Source organism: Stieleria bergensis (genome assembly GCA_007745635.1).
Classification (GTDB): Bacteria; Planctomycetota; Planctomycetia; order Pirellulales; family Pirellulaceae; genus Stieleria; species Stieleria bergensis.
This window is the reverse complement of the sequence record CP036272.1, coordinates 2731379-2751417: the sequence shown is the minus strand read 5'-3', so window position 1 is coordinate 2751417 and position 20039 is coordinate 2731379. Positions and strand designations below refer to the sequence as shown.

The 20039-nt window shown below is 51.6% G+C and carries 16 protein-coding genes; 1 reads left to right on the top strand and 15 read right to left on the bottom strand.

What is annotated here, in order from left to right:
- Position 1: 1 nt before the first annotated feature.
- On the bottom strand, positions 2–589 hold the full coding sequence (locus tag SV7mr_RS09390) for a CIA30 family protein (RefSeq protein ID WP_419188316.1): 588 nt from the start codon (positions 587–589) through the stop codon (positions 2–4).
- 306 nt (positions 590–895) lie between these two features.
- Between SV7mr_RS09390 and SV7mr_RS09385 the strand changes: the two genes are divergently transcribed.
- Positions 896–1087, top strand: a complete 192-nt coding sequence (locus SV7mr_RS09385; protein ID WP_145271369.1) for a hypothetical protein — start codon at positions 896–898, stop codon at positions 1085–1087.
- A 73-nt stretch (positions 1088–1160) separates the two neighbouring features.
- Here the strand turns inward: SV7mr_RS09385 and SV7mr_RS25250 are convergent, their stop codons facing one another.
- From SV7mr_RS25250 to SV7mr_RS09320, 14 genes are all read right to left on the bottom strand, one after another.
- Positions 1161–1898 (bottom strand): Nmad3 family putative nucleotide modification protein, encoded by a 738-nt coding sequence (locus SV7mr_RS25250; protein WP_419188315.1) that lies wholly within the window; start codon positions 1896–1898, stop codon positions 1161–1163.
- Between the two features lie 775 nt (positions 1899–2673).
- A complete protein-coding gene (locus tag SV7mr_RS09375) occupies positions 2674–3528 on the bottom strand; it encodes a plasmid pRiA4b ORF-3 family protein (protein WP_419188314.1) in 855 nt (284 codons plus the stop codon).
- Between the two features lie 138 nt (positions 3529–3666).
- On the bottom strand, positions 3667–4638 hold the full coding sequence (locus tag SV7mr_RS09370; protein ID WP_419188313.1) for a lipase family protein: 972 nt from the start codon (positions 4636–4638) through the stop codon (positions 3667–3669).
- A gap of 245 nt (positions 4639–4883) precedes the next feature.
- A complete protein-coding gene (locus SV7mr_RS09365) occupies positions 4884–5330 on the bottom strand; it encodes a TIR domain-containing protein (RefSeq protein ID WP_145271363.1) in 447 nt (148 codons plus the stop codon).
- A gap of 43 nt (positions 5331–5373) precedes the next feature.
- A complete protein-coding gene (locus SV7mr_RS09360) occupies positions 5374–5868 on the bottom strand; it encodes a TIR domain-containing protein (RefSeq protein ID WP_145271361.1) in 495 nt (164 codons plus the stop codon).
- Positions 5869–5878: 10 nt separating this feature from the next.
- Entirely contained in the window at positions 5879–7162 is a 1284-nt protein-coding gene (locus SV7mr_RS09355) for an SIR2 family protein (RefSeq protein WP_419188312.1), read from the bottom strand.
- A 163-nt stretch (positions 7163–7325) separates the two neighbouring features.
- Positions 7326–7451 carry a hypothetical protein gene (locus SV7mr_RS25240; RefSeq protein WP_419188522.1) on the bottom strand — a complete coding sequence of 42 codons (126 nt, stop codon included), beginning with the start codon at positions 7449–7451 and terminating at the stop codon, positions 7326–7328.
- A 1-nt stretch (position 7452) separates the two neighbouring features.
- On the bottom strand, positions 7453–8142 hold the full coding sequence (locus SV7mr_RS09350; RefSeq protein ID WP_145271356.1) for a M48 family metallopeptidase: 690 nt from the start codon (positions 8140–8142) through the stop codon (positions 7453–7455).
- Entirely contained in the window at positions 8139–11588 is a 3450-nt protein-coding gene (locus tag SV7mr_RS09345; protein WP_145271354.1) for a type I restriction endonuclease subunit R, read from the bottom strand. The genes SV7mr_RS09350 and SV7mr_RS09345 overlap by 4 nt, the downstream gene beginning before the upstream one ends.
- A 2-nt stretch (positions 11589–11590) precedes the next feature.
- Positions 11591–13426, bottom strand: a complete 1836-nt coding sequence (locus tag SV7mr_RS09340; protein WP_145271351.1) for a DUF262 domain-containing protein — start codon at positions 13424–13426, stop codon at positions 11591–11593.
- A gap of 183 nt (positions 13427–13609) precedes the next feature.
- Complete coding sequence (locus tag SV7mr_RS09335; protein WP_145271349.1) at positions 13610–15121, bottom strand: ATP-binding protein; 1512 nt, start codon at positions 15119–15121, stop codon at positions 13610–13612.
- On the bottom strand, positions 15114–15995 hold the full coding sequence (locus SV7mr_RS09330; RefSeq protein ID WP_145271347.1) for a GIY-YIG nuclease family protein: 882 nt from the start codon (positions 15993–15995) through the stop codon (positions 15114–15116). Before SV7mr_RS09330 ends, SV7mr_RS09335 begins: the two co-directional genes overlap by 8 nt.
- A complete protein-coding gene (locus tag SV7mr_RS09325) occupies positions 15988–17352 on the bottom strand; it encodes a restriction endonuclease subunit S (protein WP_145271345.1) in 1365 nt (454 codons plus the stop codon). Before SV7mr_RS09325 ends, SV7mr_RS09330 begins: the two co-directional genes overlap by 8 nt.
- Complete coding sequence (locus SV7mr_RS09320; protein WP_419188311.1) at positions 17345–20014, bottom strand: type I restriction-modification system subunit M; 2670 nt, start codon at positions 20012–20014, stop codon at positions 17345–17347. The genes SV7mr_RS09325 and SV7mr_RS09320 overlap by 8 nt, the downstream gene beginning before the upstream one ends.
- Positions 20015–20039 lie beyond the last annotated feature (25 nt).

The following is a 20039-nucleotide window of genomic DNA, read 5'->3' as shown; positions in this document are numbered from 1 at the left end:
ATCATTCTGAATCTGGATTTGATGTTTGAGGCGTCAACTGACTGGCCTTGATCCACTCGACTTCCAGCTTGAATGGTCCCGGCTTCTTGTCACTGAGTTGAATTCCCATTCCAGTTACGTTGCTGGGATCAAACTTCTCATTCGGAAACACTCGTCCTCGCCAAGTTGCCACAAACTTCTCCATTGGCAACGTCACTTCGATCCATTCGTCCTTCTTGGTTTTGAACGACTGTCGATAAGAAAGTCTCCCGATGCTCCTTGGCACATCGAGACGGAAGGTGTAATCACGACCGTCGCCACGAACTCGAATCACAATTGAATCGTCTTTTTCGAGCCCCAACTTGGCTTCTCTCGATCTCACCGATGCGAAGCCGCCGTTGTTCTCCAGCGACAGCGTTCCGAAGAACTCCATGTTCTTTTCATCGTTGATTTTGAAGCGGCCATCGGAGCGGCCACCCATCACGCCATCGTTGACGGTCTGCCATGCCTTGGCGGATTCTGGCTGGTCGAACTTAAACAAGATGCGATCCTCGGCCATGAGTGGCGAGCCCCCAAGAAAGACGATCAGCAGCAGCGTTCGTGGAATCATGTGTTATCTTCCTCTTGAAGTGGGTTCTTGCTCAGTTAATCGGCGATTCAGAAACTCCGAAAGCTGATCGGCGTCATCTGTTCCTACTCGTAGGATACCCTTTCGCAACCGCAGCACTACACAGTCTCGACCCCAGACATTCCAAACCCAGCCTCCTCGGAAACTCATGTGGATGCCCCAACCGTCGAGGATTGTTGTCCGCCCAATTTCGACGCTGGCGATGTTCTCGTACTTGATTGATCGTCGAAACAAAGGGATTGGCCCGAAACTGATCGTAAGTCGGTCTCCTTCGTCTTCGACCGTGAGATGATGCAACGAAGCGGCAAGAATGAGCATCAGCAAGCCAGTGAGTGGAAAAACCCATTGAATCACCGGCTCGTTGCGCAAGACGCAGCCCAACACGAGGAACATGACGGCTGTGCCGTAGACGAGCAAGCAGAGCGGCGCTCGCTGCGTATGTCGGTAGTTGCCATTCATGAAGTGATTGCCTTGGAGTAGACCTGCAACGCCGGTGTGCGGGAAGTTGGCGTTTCCCTGCCTGAGTAATCGATGCCAATGCGGAGGTCGAAGGTCATGATAACTTCGTAACAAATTTGATCGCCTTCTCAACGAATTCCGGTTCCACCCATCGTGGCGGACTTCGCTGGATTGAGACCCTGCCGCCGAAGGTGCCAAATACCTTTTGCATCTGTGGTGACAGCACCTTCAGCGGTTTTCCGGCTCGATCCTCCCCGACAGAACTGATTCGATGGGCCTTCTCCAGCAGGCGGCTTTCCGGGCCTCCTTTGACCAACACCAGATCATCATGCTGTTTTTCGAAGACGGTTGGGTAGCGAACATGGAAGTTCTTGCCAAACTCCTTCTTCAGTGTCGTCTTCGTGAAGTCCGCTGCCATGCCAGCCAGTTCAACCACGAAATAGCCAGCAAGGTATAGAGCAGGAGGCGTGTCAGTATGCCAGCCAGTTTCCTCGTCCCACTCCTGCAACCCGCAGTAAAAAATCAGGTAGTCACCTCTTTCCAGTTTTCGCAATGAGCGTTTCGGTGTAGTCGGGTCGCCGTAGGTGAAGGTCTCAAATTCCGGGTCAAGGTGAATACACTTCTTGGCAACCGATTCCTGCTTTCGGACTGGGAAATAGTCAGAATGAGGGCGACCGTTCTTTCCGACGAGGTTGCCGTACCTGTGGATGCTTACCTGCTTGTTGTCGGGAATACAGACAAATTCAAAGGAGCCGTCAGCGAACAGCGGACTCTGAATGCCGCCGCAGCCTGAATCAATCCCGACACGAAGAAGCACAGCCTTCCTGTTCATCTCGACGCCCTCAAATTGGAAACGAGTTCAGAGAATGACGACCATTTGTAAAAATTGCGGCAGTGGTTGCGTGCAAAGAAGATCAGCGGTTCGTCCCAAATGAAGGTCATGCTCGGATCAGCAACCAACAACGGCGGGTGTCTGTACCTGTCTGCGTGTCGATAGTTGATGTCGTTTCGCCAACCTCTGTCTCCTCGATGCTGGCGATGGGCATGTGCAGACGGTGTGATGTAACGATTGGGTGTGAATCGTGCGCTGCCCGTGGGCAGAGGCGATTTCGGCCTGAAGATATCACCAAGGAAGTGACGATCAGCGACCTTGGCATTACGAGTTCGAGCCTTCATCGCTTGCCATAGATCGGCGTGTGATTCGTGTGCTGAGTCGATCCTAGCGAGGTAGAACAGCCAGTGTTTCCCGTCGTAGATCGTGCGACTCGTGAAGCCAGCGATCCAGATACCCTGCCAATCGTCAGCGGATCGATTCGCTCGCATCTGGTGCTTACATGTGCAAAGTGTCAGCAATCCTCCCTGAAAGTTTGGTGCTGAACCGTGCTGCTCGAATCTGAGTTTGTCGTGGTCGGGTTTCACCGTGCTGAGAACATAGGAGTACGCTTTACCCGCTTCCATGCCGATCTGTTTTTCTAGTGTCGGGAGTGTCAATCCAAAATTCGTATAAATCTGGCCGCTAGTCGGAAAGGGTTGGACCGTTCGGAGGTCTTTGGTCGATGGGCAGCCAGTCACGGTCTTCGCCGTCGTACTTCCGCAGTGGCCTTTTCTCATCTGTACTGCCTCCATTCCGGCAATCCACGCCGCATGGTCTTGGTTGTTTCGCCAGCATCGAACTCTTTAGAATCGAAGTCGCCTGCCCATTCTACAAAATCATCATGCTGCTCGTGTTTCGGATTGGCGATGGCTTCAAGGAACTCGGCATAGCCCCAGACTCCACCAACATCTTCTGGTGGACAATTCCTTTCACCTTCAACACACACGGGATACCGACCACCTTTCTCGGCTTTCAAGCACCCCTCGAATAAGACTTCGTGTTCCCAACCGTCACCGAAGTCGTACTTGTAAAGGAATTGGAATCGATTGCCATCTTTGGGGATGATCTCGCTGATCTTCGTTACGGTCGAATCGACACACTCGAAGTCTTCGAACCCATCATCGAGTAGTTCAGGATCACCGTAGCGTTCGTTCTCGATCTCGAACCGATGAAGGTTTGAGTTCGTCCATCCCATTGCCGTCTGGATGCGTTCGTGGAACTTGTCCAACGTCGAGTCTTTGACCTGAATTCGTCGCCAGATTGGAGGTTGGGATTCAAGTAGCGTGATCTTGAATTGGTAGACACGCTCGGAGGCAGGAATCGAACCGATGCCTTCGACTTCTTCGAGGGCTTTGGTGACGGCATCGACGACATGCCGCAGAGAGTTTCGGATCATGCCGTTTTTGGCATGGGGGCGAGCAGCCGCAGCCTTATCTCGGATCGATTCAATTTCTTTTGAAGTGAAGGAGATCGTGCGAGGATTCTTCTCGTCGAGCTTCAGACGGTCGGAGAATTTCGGCAGAAGATCAGCAACGACTTTGCGCTGGGCTTGGGTGAGAAGGACGTTGATGGATGCCGGATCGCTCACTTAACTACTCCGGTGTCCAGTAAGTCGATTCATCGGAAAACACCTCAATTGAATGATCAATGGCTTGATACTGCGATTGCCGTACAGGTTGGGAACACGCAAGTCTTACCATCGTGGTGATACAACAAAGTCTCGAACCTACCGATTCGAATGAGTCCGTAATTGATCGAGCATTTCCCGATAGGCATCGAGGTAGTGATCGAAAACGTTTGGAACGAAACCTTGGACCAATTGATTGCCGTTCTCGTCGAACTTTGGCGTGCTCGATTCTTCAACAGAACGAAGAAGCTCTTGGAAATCCGCATGAGTCATCTCTTCAATGTACCCAGCCTCTTGTCCTGCGGCGGGAGAGTCTGGCCCTGTTGACATCAACAACATTTGTGATCGCTCGATGTCGTTGTCGTTCCATCGCACCATGTGTCCGAAGTGTTCATAGGGGCTGATCACACGAGTCACTGGGTCCATGTCATTCACGAAGAAAACATATTTGCCGCTTAGTTTCGGTCCAAGGTATCCCGCCAATTGGCTTCGAACAACTTTCGGTTGCCCAAAAGTCATCATGCCAGCAATTGGGTAAGTGGATTCTTCCAGCAATCGGTGAGCGCACACGACCGCCAATCCACCTCCCAAACTATGACCAGTCAGCCAAACACGCTTTGTCTGGTATCGCTTCAGAAGTTCGACCACTTGATCGTGCATCAAGTCGTAACCCTTGGCGAAGCCTCCGTGCATCGAGCCCTGTTCAGTATTCACTCCAATAAATCGGAGGTCTTGAACGATGTCATACTCGTGCCCCTCAGTGCCACGAAATGTCACGATGGAATCGTCACCAGCATCGATGACGTAACCTTGCATGGAACCAGCGTTGATCGACTCTGATTCCCATCCAAGTTCTTGAATTTTCGCTCTGGCTGTTGAAGGCGGAAGGTAGGCAATATCAGAAAGCTCAAGCATCAAGCTGGCGACGGGCCAATGGGCATTTAGATCGTATGACGACCAATCAAGTGCGAGTAGTTCTTGTGGACTCAATTCTTCTTTGGGCGGTTCCCAATCTGTTCTATCTTCGATGTCCACGCCGTCGTTTGAGGGGCTTGCGAACAAACCAGCCATGATCACCGCAGCCACACCCAGACATCCTCCGATGCCACCGACGAACATAACCCGTGATGTTTTTTCAGGAACGAATCGTATTAAAGAGACAAAAACTATGGCTGCGCAAAGTATGAGCACATAGGGCCACATGCCTGTGGCGTTGGCGATCAATCCGAAAAGAATCGCTCCTGCCACCAATGCCGCAAGATTTGATCGCCACCCTGTAAACGGCACTGATGAGTTTTCGCTTTCCATGAGTCTTCCTACTTTCCAGCCGCCTTCGCAGCAGCTTCGACCCACTCTGCCAACTTAGTCATGTTGTCGTATTTATAGACCTTTGCCCCTGCACTGGTCAGTTTTGCAGGAATCAGCCCTTCAGGATCGATGTTGCCGTCCTTGTCCTTCAGGTGATGAATTTTCAACCCGAGAATCCCATTTCCACGTTCAATCGACTTCTCGATCTCGTAATTGACATATTTCCTTCCCGCCGTCTTGTAGCCGATGCAGACAATCGTGACGCTTGTGTTCTTCAGCCCATCGTCAATCATTTTTTTGATCGCTGCATCACCTTTCTTCTTCGCCTCTTCCCAGAGTGACGCATCTGCCCATCCAGCAGCCGCAACGCCCGTTACGTTTGGAATGCTGCGAATCTGGTTTACTCGCCAAATATCACGTTGATAGTGAAAACTGAAAAATACACGTCGGGCCATTTGTCATTCCTCAAAAAAGTTTTGCTTCTGGATTCGTCTTCTGCTATCTGCCAGCAGCTTTTGCTGCTTGTTCGACCCATGTTCCTATGTTCCTGTAGCCGTCATTCAGTCCCCAATCATACAGGCTGTAATAGTCACTGAGATACCGCTGGTTCCCCTGAGCATCGTTGATCGTGAATGTCGCAAAAATGTTTTCACCGTTTGCGCTTGTGAGCCCCTGAAGGCTCTTTATTCCGTTGATCCGAATCGCCAGCATTCCATTTCCTCTTTTGTAGCTCTCTTCAAGCTCAAACCTCACCCAAGGACGCCGTGCTGTTTCAGAGCCGAGGAGAAAAACAGTCACAGAAGTACCGTCCAGACCGTTTTGAATCATTCGCCTAATGCCAGCATCACCATTCTTCTTAGCCGTCTCCCAGAGGGAAGCATCAAAGAATCCCGCCGACTCTCGATCTTTGTGAGTAAGCCAACTGTTGCGCACGACGTTCACACGGCTGATATCGTTTTGATAGTGGAATGCAAAGTAGACCCTGCGAGCCATATCGTCTCCCTCAACGAGAAATGCGTTTAAGAATTGCGATTACAGCGTCCACAATCTGCTCATCCGACTTGCGTTCATTGCCAATTGTGTCGAAATGGCCCGTAACTCCGCCGCCCGGAAAGTAGCTGTCTAAAGATGCGTGCATCCGTTCCCATAGTCGCTTTGCGGAGTGGCCGGTCGCCCCAATCGGAATTGGGAACTTCCCTTGTTTACAACAGATGTCAAACTCCTCGATCACGCCATCTGCCTCAACGACGTTGCCTGACGAGTCTTTCTTGTTGCCTGCAATGAAGACGCAACTGCCTGCGTTGGAAATCATACGATGACGATAGGCAGTCCAGTAATTAGCAAGAGACATGCCCGATGGTGGTTTCTGCGGGAACGGACGGAGTTGAAGACGGCTCTCGTCGTTATGTCCGAGGTTCTGCATAGCACCTTGAATGACTGATCCGCCTATCCCGAGGCCAAATCCTGAAACAATGTTGAATCCTTCACGGATTAGCTTCTCACCCAAGAGGTGGCTGAGGCGAGGTAATCGAACATCGCCAAACGGGGAGAAGTCCTCGGCACTTCCCGAGACAAACACTTCCTTCAAATGACTACGGCGATTCAATTCAGCAAGGATGCCCGTGATCTCGGAGTATTCGTCAATCATGACAGCTTGAATGGAATATCGCTTAAAATCCGCAATGCGGTGTTGCAGTTTATTGCACTCGTAATCGTAGCTCTCAGTCGCCTTTTTGCTGCGACCCGTGGGTTTCGCAACAGACTTCATGATGCAGTAGTGACGACGCTGGTTTTCGCCAAGCAAGTTGCGAATGCGACTCAAAATGTAGTCAATGTTTGGGTCTGTGAAGCTGAAGCCCAAGAACAGGAATGACTTGTCAACCAAATCGCCCCGAAGACTGGTTGAAAAAAGTGAACGCTTTGTGTCGTATGCCTCGTAGTCTTCTTTCGTTAGCACAGCATCTTCTGGCATCGTCTTGTCACCGTGCATCTTGTAGATGGTGACTTTCCTACCCGGAACAGTGACGGCAAGGTTCTCTTTGGTCAGGTTGACATCGATCTTTTTTCCCCCATCTGTATAGGCTCTCTCCAGCAAGTCGTCGTAATTGGTTGTCCAGACGGTATCGATGCTCAGAGAAGCCAAGAGGTGGTGGTTTTCTGTAAGCGTTGCGTCCTTTGTGAACTCGTCAATCAGAAGTTGATTCAGGTCTGATCGGGTGCCAACTTTGTTCAGGTGATACTGAGCGATTGCAACGAGATCCGTTTCCCGGTCAATGTCCAGTTTCAAGTCTTCCGCTATGTCTCGCAACAATTCACGCCAATCCACATAACCGGATGGCCTAGAAAGCCCAGCACCCACAAAGACCGCCGCAGTGTCATCTGCAATTGCCTTTGAATACTGTCGCAAAAACAGGTTTCGATCTACTCCTGTCATCTATTGTTCTCCATATTCACTCCACTCCCAACGCTTTAAACGCCACATCTCGTGGGTCGGAGTAGAAGCTGGTTTGAAACTTGGCAAACAGTTCTCCGGGGATGGTTGGAACGTCGGTCACGATTTCTTTTATTCGTTTCATGCTACAAGTCCATCCCCGCCCCATGAATCCTCAACCATTCCTTCCTGTCGCCGTAATCTGGGAGCACTTTGTCTACTTCGTTCCAAAATGCTTCGGTGTGATTGGCGTGGATTAGGTGGGCGAGTTCATGGACAACGATGTAATCAAGGACGGTTGGCGGGGCCATCATGCACTTCCAGTGGAAATTCAGCTTGCCTCCCGGCGTGCAGGAAGCCCAGCGGTTCTTTAACTCCATGACCGTGATGGATTTCGATTTGACGCCCATTCTTCGCTCAAAAAATGCGACCCGATCTGGAATTCGGTCCTTACCTTTGGTTCGATAGAACTCCTTGAATGCCGAATCTGCGTCTGGGACGGAACCGTTGTTCGACATCAAACAGAAGTAACCGTTCTTGAGCATCAACGGTTCATCCTGCTGATCGACCAGTTTCAACCGGTAGGTTCGACCGAGGTAGAGAAAGCCTTCGCCGTTGACGTACTCCCGTTGAACCCTCGTGGCATTCAGGTCGTGCCACTCAGCCTGATTGCGATAAATCCACTTGCGTTTGGATTCGAGCAGTTCTTCGATTCGAGCTTTGGAGAGTCCCTTCGGCACAAGAACAGACACCTGACCGTCCCGCTCGATATAGATACTGGCGGTCTTTCGGTCGCTGCGTTTCAGCGTGTACTCGATGTCCTTGAAGTTCCTCATGGCTTGAGAATGTCCCTTTCTCGGTTCTTCGCAAGCTGGGTGATCTCAGCCACGAGCTTGTCGGCGTTTTCAATCACCTGATCGACGCCTGTTGCCAGCATCAAATCGGACAACTCACCACGAAGACGACTGACTTCGGTGGGGCGATTCCAGAAATCGATTATGTCGATATTTGACTGCAAGTGGTCAATCACATCTGACACCAGTTGTTTCACTGTGTCCGCACAATCAGAAGGTACGGACTTCTCGGTGAAAGCCAGTTGACCAACCAAATCGTAGAACGGAGCCGCCTCAGCGCTCACGCCTTCGATCTCTTCCTTGCGTCCCGCCTCTGCTTCGCCTCGAAGACCGAACAAGTCGCCGACCAACTGATCCCAGTTGTCTTTGTGCTGTTTGATCAGGGCTTCCAGCTTTTCGCTTAGCTTTGCGTAAAAAGCCGGATCTTCGTCAAACTTCACTTTGCAGTGCTTGCGAATGGCGTGTTCCATTTCGCTCGCTTTGGCTTTCGGCGAAGTGTTCTTTTCCACTTCCTGAATGAACTGAGATGAAAACAATTCGACAGGCGGGATCTTCGGATTGATGCCGAGGCTGATCAGGTGCTCGTCGATCAGCTTCTTCACCTTCTCACCAGCGCCGGAAATCGTCAGAGTGTCATCTTTGTAGCGATCCCTGACCCTCACGAAGATATACCCGAACCGTTTGACCGGAATCTTGTAGGGATTCGCTGCGGCGTTTGGGAGAATGATATCCATGCTTTGCATGAATTTCTTGAAGTACACCTCAAAGTTCGACCGCTGCTTGATGTCCTCCATGCACTCGATGGCTTTTTCCAGAGCAGCGAACTCATCTGTGCGATTGCTGATCTTTTGCTCAACGAAATCCTCGATGTTCTTGACACCGTTGTCCACAAACAGATTGATCAGACGGCGGTAACGGTCCTGAAGAACGGGAAGTTCGACGCTGATGTTCTGGAGTGACTCTTCGAGGTCTTTCTGATCCTCGGACGCATAAATCGACAGGGCGTCCTTCAAGTGGTTCGACAATCCGATGTAGTCAACGATGAAGCCACGGCTCTTGCCTTTAGCGATCCGGTTCACTCGGGCAATGGTCTGTAGCAGATTGTGGTTCTTCACCTTCTTGTCGATGTACATGACCTGTTCGACCGGCGCATCGAAGCCGGTAAGCAGCATGTCACAGACAATCAGGAAGGCGATTCCCGTATTGGCCTTTTCGGGATCATCGTAGTTGAAGGCTCGCTTGAAGTTATCGACCGCACTCACTTCTCGGGCGTGTTTGCGAGCGGCAGTGATCACGGCAGCTTCATTGGTCCCGTCGCCGGAAATCACGACAACAGATTGCAACAATCGTATCTGCTTGCACAGTTCATCATCTCGACTGCCGAATTCGGATGAGGCGGGCGATTCGGCTGCGATCATCAAACCCTCAGTCGAACCTTCGGCATGAAGCGATGATTCGGGTTCACGGACGTAAACGCTCTTTGGTGGTTTCGCTTCCTCGAAAGCCAATCTTGCAGCCAGAGCCTTGTCGATGAACTCCTTGTACTTGATCGCCGCCATCTTGGACGTGCAAACGACCTGAGCCTTGAAGCCGTTGGGAAGGATGTTTTCGATGTAGTGATCCACGAGATCCTCGGCGATGGCTTCGATCCGCTCATCCGCTTCCAGAATGTCGCCCGTGGTTCCCCACTTCTGTTTCAGTGCCAGTATCTCTTCAGCCGTGCGTTCCTTGACCAGATCATCAAACGGCTTGGCGTCACGTTTAGCCATCCGCTTCAGGGCAGCGACATTCTCTGCCTTCCGAAGCTGCGACTCGATATGCTTTCGGGCGGCGTCATCGACCTTGGTATCGAACTCATGTTTCTTGTCGATGGCCGAATCGGCTGTCTTGCCTTCGTAGAGAATCTGAACCGTCGCACCATCATCGACGGCATCCTGCAACTTGTACTTGTCGATGTAGCCGCCGAATCGTTTGGCCGTCTTCTGTCCGACGATCTGACCATCTTTCACGGCAATGAGCGGTGTTCCCGTGAAGGCAAGGCGAGTCGCCTGTGGAAACGCCTCGAACAAGTTGTCGCCGAGATCACCAGCCTGAGACCGATGAGCCTCGTCAATCATCAGCAGAATTCGCTCGGACGAGTTCACCACACCGAAGTTCTCGTACTGAGGAATGTCCAAAGCGTCATCGAGGTAATCGGGAACATCCTTGTTCTGAGCCTCGTTGAACTTGTGAACCATGATCATGTTCAGATTGGACGTGTCGGTTGCAAGTTTCTCCTTCAGATCCTTCGTGCTGGTGATGTAGGTGACTTTCTCGCCGCTCAAAGTTGCCGTTTCACCGAGTTGCTGTTCGAGGTCACGGCGGTCATTGATCAGGCAAACCTTGAAATCCTTCAAGTCATCGCACATCCGCAGTTTGCGAATGACGAACACCATCGAAAGGGATTTCCCCGATCCTTGCGTATGCCAGATGACGCCTGACCGTTCCATCGGTGTATCGCCTTTGCGAAGACGGGCGATGATTTTCAACATGGCACGGTACTGCTGATAGCGGCAGACGATTTTGGCCCGTGTCTTGCCCACATCCATGAACACGGTGCAACTCCGCACGATGTCCAGCAAGGTTTCCTTGGGCAGCATCCCCTGAATCAGCAACTCCTGCTGCCGTTCTTTCCCAAGTGGCTTTTCGTAGGTGCGATATTTCTCGGGGTAGATGTCACGCCAAGGGTAGAAATACTCTTCTTCGGTGGAGGTGACAGTCCCGAACTCGCAGTGGTCCCCGCAAGTGCGAATAATGAACTGATTTGCATGGAACAGCTTCGGCTCACCCTCTCGCAGTCCAGCGTCGTGAGTGCCTTGTCGTTGCCCGCTGTACCGCATCAACTGGCGGAACGCTTCGTACATTGGGTTGGATTCGATCTGGTTGATGTCCTTGGCTTCCACCACCACCAACGGAATCCCGTTCACGAACAAAACAATGTCGGGAATGATGCACGACTTGACGCAACCCGGCGTGTCGATGCGAAACTGATTGATCGCCAGAAAGTTGTTGTTGAGTGGATTTTGGAAGTCGATCAGTTGGACGTTCGGGTATTGCTCGCCAGTCAGTTCGTTTTCGTCAACCTGAGTTCGATAGAGAAGCTGCTGAACGGCTTCATTGATCTCAATGAGGCTTCCGGTCGTCCTTCCAGAAACGTCCTCGTAAACTTCTTCAAGTTGCTTGTCCGTCAGCCAAGTTTGCCCGTCTTCCGTGGTGTTAATTTTGCGTACATACTCGAAGAACTTGTCTCGCAGGAAGATTTCCCGGAAATTGCTGCGCAGACTCTTCGCCGGATCAGTCGGGAACGCTGGCCCCTGATCAATGATGTCCCAATCCAGTTGCTTCAACTGATCGAGAAACGGCTTTTCGACGAAGTGGTATTCGGACATGCTTAAGAAACCTCAATCAACGATGTTTTCCACACATCCTTCACCAACTCGGCAAGCATCTCCTGTCGCTCATCGATACTTGCCGCCGTCCAATCAGCGAACGGCTTTAGTTTCTCGTTAATCCGTGTGATGCTGGAGTTCTTCCCGACCTCAGTAAGCTCAACGATGCTGCTGGTCAGGTAATGTTTGCACTTCCTGTATTCAGCCTTCTTGTCATCGAAAAACCCATTACTGGCCACAATGTTGATGGGCTTTTCAAGCAGCGTGAAGTTCCCAAGGCGAACCTTGTACTCGTCGTAGTCGCAATTCGGATTCTGAGAGGTGAACGATAGCCGAAGATCCGCCTCTGGATTGTTCGGCAGGATATGTTCCATTTCCAAAACCGTGTACTCGTGAAGACTGCCCGGCGTCTTCACACCCTTGTAAGCCATGTCCACATGCTGCGTGAGTTTGGCGAGCAAGTAACGAGTTCGGTACTGCTGCATCGAACGAATGGTGTACCGTTTGAGAGCATCGTGAAGCTCCTTTCCCTTCGAGGTCATGCTGGCTTGGAAACGGTTTTCAATAAACTCGTTCAGCTTTTGCCTTTGTTCTTTTTCATCCGTCAATTCAGCGACGGCCCGAAGTTCGTCGGCCCATTGGGAAAAGCTGCGTTCCAACTCCTTCGTCGGTGTCTTTGTGAAGATGTAATAGAACAGAAAGCTCTCTAGCTGCTGAACGAAATGATCAAACAGAGGTTTCGGTAGGTTCGAGACAGCAAGCAGCAGCACATAGTGCAAACTAAATGCACCACCGCACAGCTTCTTCAGGTTCTCCATTGGAGTGTTACTTTTGCCGTCGTTCCCACGACCTTCGGCAAAGTCGAGATACTGCTCAACATTGCGAATGATCTTTCTGACAAACACAAACGGCTCTTGCGTGTAGCCGCACAGCTTGGCGTTCTCTTTGTCAACGAACCAATCATAAATCTGGTCTTCACGAACAATCGAGTCCTTGTTCGTGATCTTGTAATTGGCCATCAGGAAGTAACGCAGGAATCGAAGCGGCTTTTCCTTGCCTTTTTCCAGCGGTCCCGTGATCTTCTTCCACTCATTCTTCAGCTTTGTGAACTCGCCCAGCTTTACATTTGTGAACAGCAAGTTCTTCAGCAAGTCCATTGGGTTCAGACCAACGCCACGCTCGTTGATCGTCTCGAAGATTTTCAGTGCGCTACTGACATCGGTTGAGATTTGGATGAAGACAACATTATTGGCAAGGAATCCCCACAGCTTCTTGAGTTCCTTTTCATCCTCGTAGTTGTCTTCCAGATACCGATAGATCGTCCCGTATGCGTTCAGCAAGTTGTCTAGCGAACCAAACCGTGGAATCCCGCTACTCTGAACTGCCGCACTGACCTTTTGCGGCACATCATCTTGCTCCACAAGGCACTTCATCAACTCGCTGGCGTTCTCGTAACGTGGGTCCAGCTTCAAACTCGTTTCGATGTCACCTGTCTTGGTGGCGTAACTGGTTGAGATCAGTTCGTTGACAAGCTGGTAGTGCTGCGGACTGCTCTTGAATCGATGCCGCATCGCACACAACAGCAGGAAAAATGTCGTGAGCCGCTGTTGACCATCGATGACCTCGAATTGATTCTTGCGAGCGCCCGGTGACACGAGAATCATGCCGACGAAGTATTCCATGTCGGAGCTAACATCGACCTGATCGTTGATGTCATCGAGAAGTTGCTGAACTTCCTTGTCGGACCAGACATATTCACGTTGGTAATCGGGGACGACGTAAAAGCACTCACGGAATGCTTCTTCGATGCTGTATTTGTGATTTTCGATTCTTGCCATTTGTCTATTCTTTTCCGACTTGATCCTGATTTTGTTTCGGTTTGGCCTCAGCCGTTTCGATTCGATCTTCTGTTCGTTTGCACCAGCTTTTGCCTGCCATTAGGCTCAATCGTCGTGTTTTCAATCGTTTCTTACCTTGGGCCGAACATGGGCCAGCATGGGCCAGCATGGGCCAATCACACGTCATGAGTCACTCTTTCTGGCTGGTAGACGCAACCGCTGATTCGGACTTCGAGGCGTTTCTGGGAGCGTGAATTCGATGAGCTTCACGTCGATGAGCCGATCAATCGCTCTTTTCATTGACCCCGCCCGGCTACTCACTCCCAGCCGATCCGCCAATTCACTTCGGCCAAGCTCGCCCGATTCCAGAATTTCCAGAATGTTCGATTCCATTGCCGATAGCGACAAAAGTTCATCAGACGAAGAATCAATCGAGAACTCTCGGTGCATCGGTAACACCACCAAGAAATGGCTGCGGATATCGTCGGTGCTGAAACTTGGCTCCGGCGACCCATTGGACACCATCACTCGCTTGATCTTCGGGATGCCCGTTCCACGCCCTTCGGTGAGTTCAAGCTCCTTAAAGAACTCGCCAATCCGCCGATTTCGATAACGCCGTGCGACCACCAAGCCGTCCCGTAAATGCTCGGGCCGAATCGACGGATCGGGGCCGGGGTAGCTGACGATCTCGATGCGATCAGGATTCACTCGCACTTCCACCGGTTCCGGTGTGTCATAGCCACGATGGTACATGGCGTTGACCAAAGCCTCCTCAATCGCAGCCAGAGGATAATTGAAAAACCGCTTCGCTTCAGGTCGATCCGGCAGCTTGATGACCTTTTCCACAACCACCTCATTTTGCACATATCGCAGCGCCGAACGAATCTGTTGATCAATCGGACCTTCAAACGTCTTCTCGATCAATTCATCGCCGCCAGCCCCATCGGGAAAGATCACGACATCAATCTGAGCACCGGGCAGGAACTTTGCAGGGTCATTGCTAAAAAACAGCACCCCGATATTCCGAGGCCGAACCACTTCGTCGCCGCCATCAACGATCTGCATCTGTCGGCAGATGTTCACCAGCGACAATTCATCCACTTCGCTCAATAGATCGCTTCCAACTTCATTCAAATACGAACGGATCAACGAAATCTTCAGATCGTCAATCGTCGCCCGTTGGCATTGCCGATCATCGAAGGGAACGGTAGCCGTCAGACTCAATAGTTCTCTTTGATCTTCGCTGTTCTCGACCACCTGCACCGTGCTCGAATACCGGCGGATGTAGTAGTGCTTTTCCTTGTGGCTTGCCGTCACATCTCGTGGCACCGAATAAGGACGATTCTGACCACCGGGTGCCCACAGCACGATTAGATTCCGATTCTCGACCGTTTGGATGCTCAGGATCGGGAAATAGGGTGGTTGGATTTGGTTACAGTAGCGCAGTAACTCCTGTTGAATACGATCCAGCGAATCCTCCGGCACACCAGCAGGAGGAAAAACCGGACGGCCTGATTCATCGCAGTCCTGACCAATGACAACATAGCCGCCACCGAGGTTCTCGAAATCGTTGGCGAAGGCACACAGCGTCCGCATGATCGGAGCCGGATTCCACCCAGTCTTGTACTCGATTCGCTCACCTTCGACCGTTCGCTGTCGCAGCAAGTCTTCGATGTTGATTGGCAATTCAGCCATCGCATTCGTCCTCGTTCGTCGATGCAGCCGACTGCAATGTTTTCAAACTCACACCATCCTTGTCTTTCCAATCATCCCGTCCATTTGCCGAACCGCCTTTAATCACCCCCGCTGCTGATGATGGCGAACTGAAGGCATAGCCTTCAATGAAAACGTATCGATCTGACCTCAACTCAACGACGCACTTCTCAATCAGATCCTTTCGCATCACCGACAGATAATTGTGAATCGAGTTGGTCTCATGCAGCACCATTTCGGAACCGGACATAACGACGAAACCTTTTGCATCTTCATAGCCAGTCGCTTTGATTCCCTTCGCTTCGATGTACAGCAAGTTCTTGGGCTTCTTTTTTGTTTCGGTCTTCTCAAAGACACCGAGCCCCAGCAGCGGGAAGATGCTGAGGATATCCAGCAAAAAACTCTCCATGTCGGCACGTTCGGCTTCCGACAACGTGGGTGGCAAGGAGGAGCCGGTGTTGTCGAGCTTGCACTGTTTGGCGGTTTTGGCGAGTTCCAGCAGTCGGGATTCGAGATGTTTGACGTGGGCTTTGTTCAAGCTGGTGTCTTTGGTGACAAAGAAGACCGCCCAGTCCCAGAAATCTTTCTTGCTGTAGTGTTGGTTGAGTCGCTCTTTGACCGGATCGCCTTCACCGATGTAGAGCGTGGGCAGCGCACTGTCTTCGCTGAACCCGACCAGCACATAGATGCCCGTGCGATCAAACTCGGGCCGACCGACCACCTGCTTGTAGCCGGTTCGTTTGAAGACGACACCGATGCCAGTCCAGTTCGATTTCTCGACCATTCGTAGACCATCGGGATCGCCGTCTGGCACGAAGATGCGGATGGAGAACGGTCGTTGTTGGAAGTCAGGCATGGGCAGCGACCTCCTCGGCTTCGCCTACTTTCACATGGACTTTGCCGGTGAGCAGGTCTTGCACGAGGCCGGATTTTACCGAACTCAGTTTATTGAGTTGCTTTTCTTCGGCTCGAATTAGACCCTGTATTTGCGAGAGCCGGGTAACGATCATCTGCTGCTCATCCGGCTTTGGTTTTGGAAAGTAAGTCGTTTTGAGGATGCCGTGATTGATGTTGACCTGTGCATCAGCCAATCCAATCTTGCGACCGTACCAGTCAGACTGAACAGCGTCCGAACCCAGTGCGAAGGGCACGAATGCTGGAAGGACATCTTTTTCGTTCTTGAGTCGAAGGCGGAACACTGTATCTGGAAACATGAGCTTCGGTCTTGTTTCGTGGACATGCACTACCACGCCCACTCGATCAAACGGTCCTTTGCGAGTAACCAGTATGTCGTCTTTCTGAACCTCTAAGTGCGGTCTGGGTTGAAAGTGACCTGGCAGACGTTTGTTTTCTGTTTCGTCGTAACCACTCCAAACGCAAACCGTGGTCTTCTGAATTGCCCATTGATCCTTTGTCGCTGGAACAGAATCGCAAAGCGGACTCCAACCACTTGTTATGGGACCGATCTCATCCGCAAGCCAACCTTCATCCCACTCCTTCGGAATCCATCCGAGCTCGGATTGCTTGTACAAGTCGGGGGCTTGTTCCTGGGTGGGGCGAAGTTGGCCGCTGGAGTCAACGCCTCGGCTGAACAGGTCGTGCATCATCCCCTGTTTGATCGCCTGATACTTGGCAATCAACGCTCCGGTCTTCTCAATCAAGTTGTCCAGCGTCGTCAGAATCCGAGCGATCTTCTTTCTCTCATTCGGACGTGGCCAAGGAACCTCAATGGCACGAAGCTGTTCGTAGTTCAAGCCTTCTCGGTTCCCGCCAGCGTTGAGTCGAAAAATCTGGTTCTGGCCAATGGGAGATGCCAAAGTTGAGGAAAGGAACTCGGCGTCTTGTGGCGTTGCTTCTTCTAGCCGAACGGTGCAGACATGTTGATTTACATTTGCTTCGCCCAACCCATCTGGAAGGACGCAACACCTGCCAATAGATGCCCCCGTAATGTTGAGCAGGACATCAAATGGCAACGCCTTGCTTCCGGCCATCGACCGATGAGTCTTTTGGTCGATGAATGCCACGTCCGAAAGATCGAGACCCTCAAATCGAACATTCTGGCTGCGAATAAAAAGCACACCCTCGGTTTGGTAAACGTCACTTCCACCACGAGGCGTGATTCCACTCCCGACTCTTGATGTCAAATCCCTCACCCGCTCAAGAGTCCATTCTGGAGGAATTTCGATGTCGTAACCGCTAAGTCGATTACTCATATCCCAACTCCTTCAAGAACTGATTGAGTTGGGCGGCTTCCTGATCTCGTTCTGCCAGAATCGCCGCAGTTGTTACAGCGTACTTCTCGCACAGGTTCTCAATTTCAGATGTCAAAACACGCTGATACTGACGCAGATACCCATCGAACCGTTCACTCAAAACTCGCTGGAACCGTTCCAAGATCAACTGCTTTGCTTCATCCACACTGATTTTGGAACGGGCGGCAGTAACCAGTTCGTCACGCTGTTTTCCGACTTCCTTGATGCCGCCCTTCAGCGTCTTTAGTTCGGTTTCCAACGCAGAGTGTCGTGCCAGTTGTTCGTCAATCTTCTCAATCTGCTCCTGAACGTCGATTCCTTCCGCTTCGTCGTCACTGGCTTCGGCAAGTTTTTCGTTGATCTCGGCTTTGGAATAATTGGCTGCCTCCATCCGCTTAGCGTCCTGACGCATGGACTTCACCTGCTTCTTGATCTGCTTGACTATGGCGGTTAGCTCCTTCTTGTCTGCCTTCAGTGATTTGACCAATTCCTTTGGCAGAACACCGTCCTCTGACTCTTCCGGTTCGTCACCCTCTTCACTCGCATCGGCAGCCGCAAACAACGCTTCGAGTTCAGCAATGCGAGCGTGATCCTGCTCGATCTTTTCCAACACTTCAGGAAACTGTGATTGCAGGATGTCTTCTTCAGGAATCAGTTCAGGCCCCCAACCGCTGGCCGCCACCGATTTGAAGTCTGCCGCCAGAGAGTTCATGTAAGCGGCCAAAGCACCATGAACCTGATGCAGATCGAGAATCCCTTGCGGCACCAACGCCTTGCCCAGACTGCCAAGAAACTGTCGCCGAAGATCAAACACGTTCTTGTTGTCGGGCAGTGCCTCGATCTCGCTAACGTGTTTCTTCCACCACTTATCGAGTGCCTGATGAAACTGTTTGTGCTTCTGCTGAACGCCATCTGCCGATTCGATCAACGGCTTGATGTCGTCCTTGCCTTGGATCGCCTCGGCAAAGTCGAGGTAGTTTTCGTCTCGTGGCTGAAACAGTAGTTCTCGCAGCCCAGCGTAGTTGTCAAAGTACGGGCCAAGTGCATCGACCTCGGACAACGGCACACCGCCATGCAGGTGTGCTCGCACGTCATGCGGTTCAGGTGACGGACTGTTATCGACGTAGCGACGAATGTTGAGGTTGAAATCTTCGTCCTCAAGTTCCTTGATCGGCACGTTGCGAGAATACTTCGTCACGTCCAGATGCTTGTGGTAGACGTGAGTAATCTTCTCGATGTCTTCGGGCCGCAACGAGTTCTGGTTCTTGCTCTCTTTGAATTCCAGATCGGCATTGATGAACAGCACGCTCTTCCGCTTGCTCGCTCCATCTTTGTTGATGACCAGCACGCAGGCCGGGATGCCCGTTCCATAGAACAGTCCGGCAGGCAAACCGATGACGGCTTCCAAGATGCCTTCCTTGATGAACCGCTTGCGGCAGTCTTTCTCTTCCCCGCTGCGAAACAAAACACCGTGCGGCATGACCACAGCCATCTTGCCATCGCTCTTCAGCGATGAAGCCATGTGCTGCACGAACATCAGATCGGCCTTCTTGCCTTTCGTGAACGTGTGATACCGTTCGGGGAATTCAACATCGGCCTTCTTGGGAGCGTTTTGAGCAAAAGGCGGATTGGCGATCACTCGATCAAACCGACGAATCTCACCCGTCGCTTTGTCTCGATGTTGAGGGTTCTTCAGCGTGCAACCCTGCCGGATGTCGGCACTGCGAATGCCGTGCAGGATCATGTTCATCTTGCAGACAGCCCAAGTCCCGCCATTCAATTCCTGACCGGCCAACGAGAGGTCTCGGGGATTGCCGCCGATCTCTTCGACATAATGCCGTGACTGGATCAACATACCGCCCGAACCGGCACAAGGATCGCAGACGCTCATGCCTTCCTGCGGTTCCAGCACATGCACCATCATGCGGACGACTTCGGCAGGCGTGTAGAATTCGCCACCCTTCTTCCCGGCACTGTCGGCAAAGTATTTGATCAGGTACTCGTAAGCCGCTCCTAGCAAATCGGGAAACTCGAAGTCGTCGTTGGACAGCGGGATCTCATCGAAGTGCTGGATGAACTCGATCAGAATGCTGTCGTCCATCGTCCGCTGGCCGACTTTGCGGTTGAAGTTAATCGCCTTCAACACATCTTGCAGCGTATCCGGGTTGGCATCCTCGATAGCCGCCAAAGCCTTGTTCAGCCCCGAACCAACGGACTGCTTCAGGTGCTTGATCTTGCTCCAGTGAGCTTTATCAGGAACGTAGAAGTCGTACTTGTCCGGGTTCTCAAGCTGCTTCGTGATCAGATCCTCACGCAGCTTGTCCTTCGTGTACTTCTGCCGCAGCTTCTCTCGGTCATGATCAAACTGGTCACTCAGCCGCTTCAGGAACAACATCCCAAAGATGTATTCCTTAAACTCCGAAGCATCCATGTTCCCACGAAGAATATCGCAAGCCTCAAACAGCCGCCGCTCCAACTTCGCCAGCGTCAGCTTTTCTGGCTTCTTGGTGCGCTGGGATGATGCTTTCCCATTGGCAGTCTTCTGAGTAGTGGCTTCGATGTCCGTCATGATCGCTTTCGCCCTAGATAAACCTGTGTCGCCGTCGTTTGTTTCATTTGCCATCGCTCAGATTGGTGCAAACCATTGG